Origin of the sequence: Dysgonomonas sp. HGC4, assembly GCF_001261715.1 — a bacterium.
Classification (GTDB): Bacteria; Bacteroidota; Bacteroidia; order Bacteroidales; family Dysgonomonadaceae; genus Dysgonomonas_A.
Window position 1 is genome coordinate 59,420 of sequence record NZ_CVRU01000081.1, and the last position, 6,931, is coordinate 66,350.

Sequence of the window (6,931 nt, forward strand, 5' to 3'; positions counted from 1 at the left end):
AATATAATGAAATAGAAAACAATATACATAATGCCATTCTCATCTCTGAATTAAGCTTTTCATAAACCTTTAAATCGAAATTAAGAAAATAGCTTCAATACTGTAGCCTCATAAGCCTGTAACGTTATTTCGTGGGTTTCTATCATTGTATTGTATTGTCTATGAGTCGAAACAAGAACAGAAGATGATTCTATTTTTTGATATGAGAAGCTTTTTTTTCTATACGAAAAGTTTAAAACTATCAATATCTCTTCTTTTTCGTAACGCCTCTCATAGGCCAATACACCTCCTACCCCATCAATTATGCTATGCCAATTTCCCATTGACAATGAAGGATATTCTTTACGTACTTTTATTAGTTGTCTGTAAAAGTTAAGCATCGAATCTTCATCTTTTAACTGATCCTCTACATTTAGGCTTTTATATGATTCACTTACAGGAAGCCATGGAGTAGTGTTACTAAAGCCACCATTTTCATCACTATTCCATTGCATAGGTGTGCGAGCTTTATCTCTACCGGCATAGAAAGGCCAGAATTTCTTGCCATAAGGGTCTTTTATATCTTTCTTCGATATACGACTATTCTCCATACCTATTTCATCTCCATAATAAATAAATGGAGTACCTCTGAGCGTAAGTAGAAGAGTTACCAATAGTTTAGCTTTGGCATATTTGTGTATACCCAAACTATATCGCTTAACAAAACGCCCAAGATCGTGATTTGATAATACAAAACAAGGCCAACCTTCGGGAGGTATAGCACTATACCATTTTTTGATGGCTTCGTGATATTTGCAAGCATTCCATGAGCAAAAGATGAGTGAAAAATCGAATGCCATATGTAGCATATCATCTCCTTTACCTAAGAATTGAGCTACCAGATTTGTATCACCGGGTGGCAAAACATATATCTCACCAACACTCATCTTATTATCGTAAGTATCAAGAAGAGCTCTAAACTCCTGCAATATTTTAAATGTCCTCGGTTGATTTCTATTGAGTACTTTCCCATTCGAAAACCAATTGCTAAGCAGAGGACTGTTCCTGAAAGTTTTCTCTTTAATCAGCAGATTGATAACATCAAGCCGAAAGCCATCTATGCCCAGATCGAGCCAAAACTGTATTTTTTCGAAAAACGAACGTTTCATATCCTCGTTTCTCCAATTCAGATCGGGCTGTTCCTTGAAAAAGGAATGATAATAATATTGCTTTGTATGCTTATCATAAGTCCACGCTGCTGAACCGAAGTTTGTTATCCAATTATTCGGAATTTTTCCGTTCTTAGGCTCACGCCATATATACCAATCTCGCTTGGGATTGTCGATTGATGATCGAGATTCGACAAACCAAGGATGCTGATCGGAAGTGTGGTTCATAACCAAATCCATTACCAGCTTCATGCCTCTAGAATGTACTTGGGCGATCAGTTCTTTTAGATCTTCCATAGAACCGAAAAGAGGGTCTATCTTCCTATATCCCGAAATATCGTACCCAAAATCTACCATCGGCGATTTATAAACGGGCGATAGCCAGATAGCATCTATTCCCAAGTCTACCAGATAATCCAGTTTTTCAATAATACCCGGTATATCCCCTACACCATCTCCATTCGAGTCTTTAAAACTCTTAGGATATATATGGTAGAAAACACCATGTTTCCACCACGAATAAGTCTCTTTTTCCTCCACAATATAATTTATCGAATAACTTTTTAAGGCTATATTAAAGACCTATTTCTTTTACTAAATCGTTCATTATACTGACTGCTTTATAATCTTTCGACCTTTTTATAGCAGCTGCTTTAAAACTATTATGCAAATCTTCATTTTCTAAATATGATATTATAGACTCCGTCATCTCTTTTTCGGTATCTACTACATAACCGCTCTTTTTATGCCGGATGATGTCTTTGGGTCCTTTAGTTTTATAGGCAATAACAGGAAGTCCACAACTAAGAGATTCTAATACCACACAACTAAAAGTGTCGAATTTTGATGGGAACACTAATAGATCGGCGGCTGAATAGAGTAAAGGAAGTTTATCATGATCAAGCCAATCGAAATATATTGCTTCGGGAAGTTCTTTTTTGAGCGATTCACTTGCTGGTCCTTGACCAACGATTACCATCTTGACATCTTTGTATGACTTTTGTACATTCTTATATATACGTGGTAGTTCCATAACTCCCTTTTCCTCACTTATTCTGCCTACATAGAGAAGCACAGGGGCATCATTTTCAATACCAAATACTTGCTCTTTATTTACTTTCTGAGGAGTGAATATATCGTCTACCCAATGAGCAGTAAGACTCACCTTGTTGGGCTTAAGTTTCATATCGGGTCCTGTCAGCCATTTTTGCTGATCGGTATTCAAGACGAACACTCTGTCAAAAGATTTGTAAAATACGCGCAACATACGTCGAATACGGTTTTGATTATGTATATCCAGGTTCAATACTTTTCGGGCAAACATTACCCAATCGGTATGCACATAAAAACTGGTTTCTACGCAATAGGCACTCTTTAAATAAAAAGCCATCAGCCCCATTACCCCTTCGGTAGAACATACAATTCGGTCATATTCTTTTTCATGAAACAGTTTATGTAAATCAAGTAAGTTAGGTATACGAATAGGCTGATCTTTATATAAAGGCGCTGAAAATTCATAGAGAGGAGGCATCACAATCAGATGATCGTCCGATTTCATAGTGGCACTACATGTGAGTATATCTATTGGTAGATTACGCTCTTTTATTTCGTTATGTATGGATTGAAGCACTGTCGACACTCCATTTTTATCACCGAAAGTATCGGTAAGCCATAACACCCGCTCGGGATGGTGATATTTTCCTATTTTCTTCGAAAACTCTTTTAGAAACGGACGTGTATTAAATAATACTTTTGTACTGGTAAAGTGTGCCGACAAGATAAGTGCAGAAGCAAAGAAAGGGAAAGAAAGTCCATCCAGAAAGTCTGTAAGATTGATTGTCGATTCCTTTTTATCTGAATCGGAACTCACATACGATCTTATGTTGCTCGGCAAGTCGAGCTTCATCAATATTTCTTCTATTTTATCAGCAGATAATTTATTCTCCAGATCAAGCTTATCTATTTTCTTGGTAATGCGTGAAAATAGTATTTCGTTTAGTTTTTCATTTATATTATGAACAGATTGATTGTATTCATTAACTATATTATTTGATCCCTCCTGATGTGCTTTTGCCATTTTTTCCACTTCGTCAAATATGGGTTTATAAGATGGTTTTAAAATAAACTTTTTGAAAAACGATGGAGACTTGCCCATAATAGACTCATGAAAGAGTTTGAAAAAAGAAGATGTCACTTTGTGACGTTGTATTTCTAGAAAAATATTAGACAATCCAAATGCCAATATTTTCTCGGATGTAGAACCCTGATGTAAAAGCAACCTTAACAATCCCGGATCTTTGTAATTGAGTGCAACCTGCGAGACATAGTCCAGGAAGGCAATTGTGAGTTTTTCGGAATTCTGATGCGAGCCATACGGAGCCATATCTCCTTTTCGTATAGCCTCAAGTGCTAAAGACGATTTCGATTCAAATTTTAATCTTTCTTCGAGATTGGGAATATATAAATATGTACCTGTTAGTCCTGCAAAAATTCCCATATGGCTGTCAGACCCTGCTGAGAAAGATTTTTTATATGGATCAGAGCAATACATTTTAGGATCAATTCCAAACTTTTTTGAAAAACCATCTATTTTCTCAGGAGTAAGTGCTGTTATCCATTCTCTTACCAACAAGTTCTGCCAAGTATCACGCTGCCCATTGAGAACCTCAAACCGTTCAAAGATCAGTCCCATCTTATCGAAAAATTCCATAGGAGGCATCTTTTTTACAGCATAATGATAAAGGGGATGTGCCCAAATAGTTGGTATATTATGCTTTAGGGCATACTCTTGAAAAAGGTACACATTGCGGCGAAGCTTATTCAACTTTACTTCTTGTTCGGGAGTAAAACCGTATGCCAATACATGTATCCCTATATTGTAGTCCGGAACCAAGCAACTAAATTCACATCCAGTCAGAATATCAAATCCTTTATCCTGCAAAGCATAGCAAGAGCGTGCATTATTGTGGTTAGTAATTGTGAAAGCATTACATCCATTGGTCTGTAACTCCTGCAACAATCTGTCGGTTGGCAACCATGTTTCGGGAACATTCAATATACGTCCCATAAGTTCATCAGGTACATCACTGTTATAGTCGTGGCAATGTAGGTCTATCTTAAGTATATCTTTTTGTGGAAACCTTTCTTTCTGCTCGTTCAGAAATAGCTGAAGGTCGGATTTTAATTCTGATTGAAAATTATTTGTCATAGCTTTATTATTTTTTATCTGTAACAAATGAATACTTATGTTGTTACGAAACAATGTAGAAGTAATTAAATCATTGCTACAAAAAATAATTATAGACAACAAAAGCTACTGATTCACATCAATAGCTTTTGTTATTTCTGACGATTAATATTCGGCTCTCATCAAGTGAGTTGAATTGCTGTTTAGTTCAATTCCTCCGTTTTCGCCCACTATTACAGTTCCACCAATATTGGCTAAATGGTTTCCAAAAGCACAGTTTGGTTCAAAAGCAAAGCACATTCCTGCCTGTAATACCAAATCTCTACCGGGGTTTGGCAACCTACCCACATTACCATATCTACTAGCTTGAGGTAGTATCTCTATACCTGGTGCGGTTCCGAATCCAATTGGACCATAAGGATTTATACTGTGTATCAAGGGATGTACATGCCATCCTTTTGCATCCAAAAGGGGTTTTTCCATTGCATCAACAACTTCGCCAAAAGTTACTCCAGCTTTCAGAACGTCAACGCCTCTTTCATAACACTCGCGAGCTACCAGAGCCGCACGTTCCAAGTCTGGATGTATATTTCCGACTGCCACTGCTGCTTGATGTTGAGTCTCATACATGCCGTACAATGCAAATATCTCTGACAAAACAATATCTCCTTCTTGTATTATTCGTGGAGCTTGAGAACGATATTGCCAAGCAGGAGGTCCCCAAGCAATATATTCAGGACCCGACCCCATTAAAATTTCGGCTGTAAATCCTCCCATCGAAATACAAGTAGAGGTTATAGCTGCCGCTACTTCAGCTTCACTTACCCCAGGTCTCACTGTTATGCGCATAGCTTCACTCATTGCTTCACCAATATGTGCAGCATATCTAACCAAAGCCAATTCTTCCTCACTTTTCGGGGCAGCTAGTTTGAAAAAATCCATATAAACTGGCTTAATTTCAGCATTAGGAAATGCCTCCATTATACCCTTCCATGTACGGTGAGGCAATGCTCCATCGAAATAAAATGGAGGATATGGCTCTAGTCCAATGATTCCAATCTTTGGTCTATCAGGTAAACCTATTTCCTTGAGCATATTTCCAATGTTTGCACCTGTCTTTCCAACATATATTTGTTCGGGCTCAATCCATTGTTGATCTCCACGCATAGATGCCTGCATATGGTCGGCAACCATCATAGGAGCAAAAGTTATAACAACCGGCTTTGCCTCTTTGTGAAAAATCACTACAGAACCTAGTCTATCATTTGTAAAATAATGATCGATACAAAATGGTGCGGGTGCAGCAGATTCTCTATCTCCGTAAATAATAAGTGTATCTAGCTCATTATTTCTCATTATTGTGCGTGCTATCTCCCAACGACGATCGCGTTCTCTGAATGATAAAGGTGCTGGAATTGTCATTTTTGTTTTCATACTTCAATATTTTTAGTTTATACTCTTATTTGAAAATGAACTACTGCAAAGTAATGGGTTATTGTCTCGGTGAATATTATCCGAAAAGAACAATAAATGTTCAATAGGTTTGTTTTATTGAAATATAAACATCTTCTTTACAGTAAATTTACATAGTCAAATGGAAGGTATAACTGAGATAGAAAACTATGACATATCTTATGTATCAAAAGAAATAGGTCTACTTGATATAGAGGGGATAGTTGTAAATAAGACAGATGATTCAGTAAGGAAGGGATTGACAAATTATCCACATTCTGTTAGTGGATTCATTTGTGCAATTTGTGTGGAAGGTAGTGCAGAATTGAAGATAAATTTCCAAAAAAGAGGACTAAAACCCGGTACTTTGATGGTGGTATTACCCCACTCCATGATGGAACCTATAACCGTTTCAGATGACTTGCATATAGATACTATCTTCTTCTCTTTAGACTTAGTTTCCAGAGATTCTTTATCTAATGACTTTGTTCTTTTTCAGGAAATACATCAAATGCCATGTCTAAAATTAAGTGATAGTCACTTTGATATATTTAGAAAACACCATAATAATATTTCGATGCATTATTACAGAGAACAGAGTAAAAGCAAATTAGATATACTTAAATATCTATTACTTGCTCTTCTTACTGATATAAAAGATCTATACAATGACAATCCAGAGCAAAACAATAAACATACAAGAGGTAAAGAACTAACCCTTCAATTTTTTGATTTATTGTATAAATATCACAAAGAGCAAAGGAGCGTTTCTTTCTATGCAAGTGAAATGCATTTAACGACCAAATATCTCACGACTATGATACGTAAACAAACTGGTAAATCTATTCTTAGCTGGATAAATGAAGCTGTCATAGCACAAGCAAAATCAATATTAAAGACTTCAAATTTGTCAATCACGGAGATCACCGATGCATTGCACTTTACTGAGCCATCACTCTTTTGTCGGTTCTTCAAAAAACATACAATGATGACACCCTCCGAATACAGATATAAGTACTAAAACAGATAAGAAAAAGAGATAAATCGCATACCTTGATATTATTTTAAGCCTAATGTCATTTTCAGAGAATCTACTATCCCCTTAAATAAGATTACTATAATTAGTAACAATTAGAAATAATAC

Annotated in this window: 4 protein-coding genes; 1 reads left to right on the top strand and 3 read right to left on the bottom strand. The window is 36.3% G+C overall.

Annotated elements, in window-relative coordinates; translation table 11 throughout:
• Positions 1-80: 80 nt before the first annotated feature.
• The 3 genes from HGC4_RS08025 to HGC4_RS08035 form a co-directional block, all read right to left on the bottom strand.
• On the bottom strand, positions 81-1,688 hold the full coding sequence (locus HGC4_RS08025; RefSeq protein WP_050709609.1) for a glycoside hydrolase family 13 protein: 1,608 nt from the start codon (positions 1,686-1,688) through the stop codon (positions 81-83).
• A 34-nt stretch (positions 1,689-1,722) separates the two neighbouring features.
• On the bottom strand, positions 1,723-4,356 hold the full coding sequence (locus HGC4_RS08030; RefSeq protein ID WP_050709610.1) for a glycosyltransferase: 2,634 nt from the start codon (positions 4,354-4,356) through the stop codon (positions 1,723-1,725).
• A gap of 144 nt (positions 4,357-4,500) precedes the next feature.
• Positions 4,501-5,769, bottom strand: a complete 1,269-nt coding sequence (locus tag HGC4_RS08035) for a M24 family metallopeptidase (RefSeq protein ID WP_050709611.1) — start codon at positions 5,767-5,769, stop codon at positions 4,501-4,503.
• Positions 5,770-5,929: 160 nt separating this feature from the next.
• Here HGC4_RS08035 and HGC4_RS08040 point away from each other — a divergent pair, with 160 nt between their 5' ends.
• Complete coding sequence (locus HGC4_RS08040; RefSeq protein ID WP_050709612.1) at positions 5,930-6,808, top strand: helix-turn-helix domain-containing protein; 879 nt, start codon at positions 5,930-5,932, stop codon at positions 6,806-6,808.
• Positions 6,809-6,931: the final 123 nt, after the last annotated feature.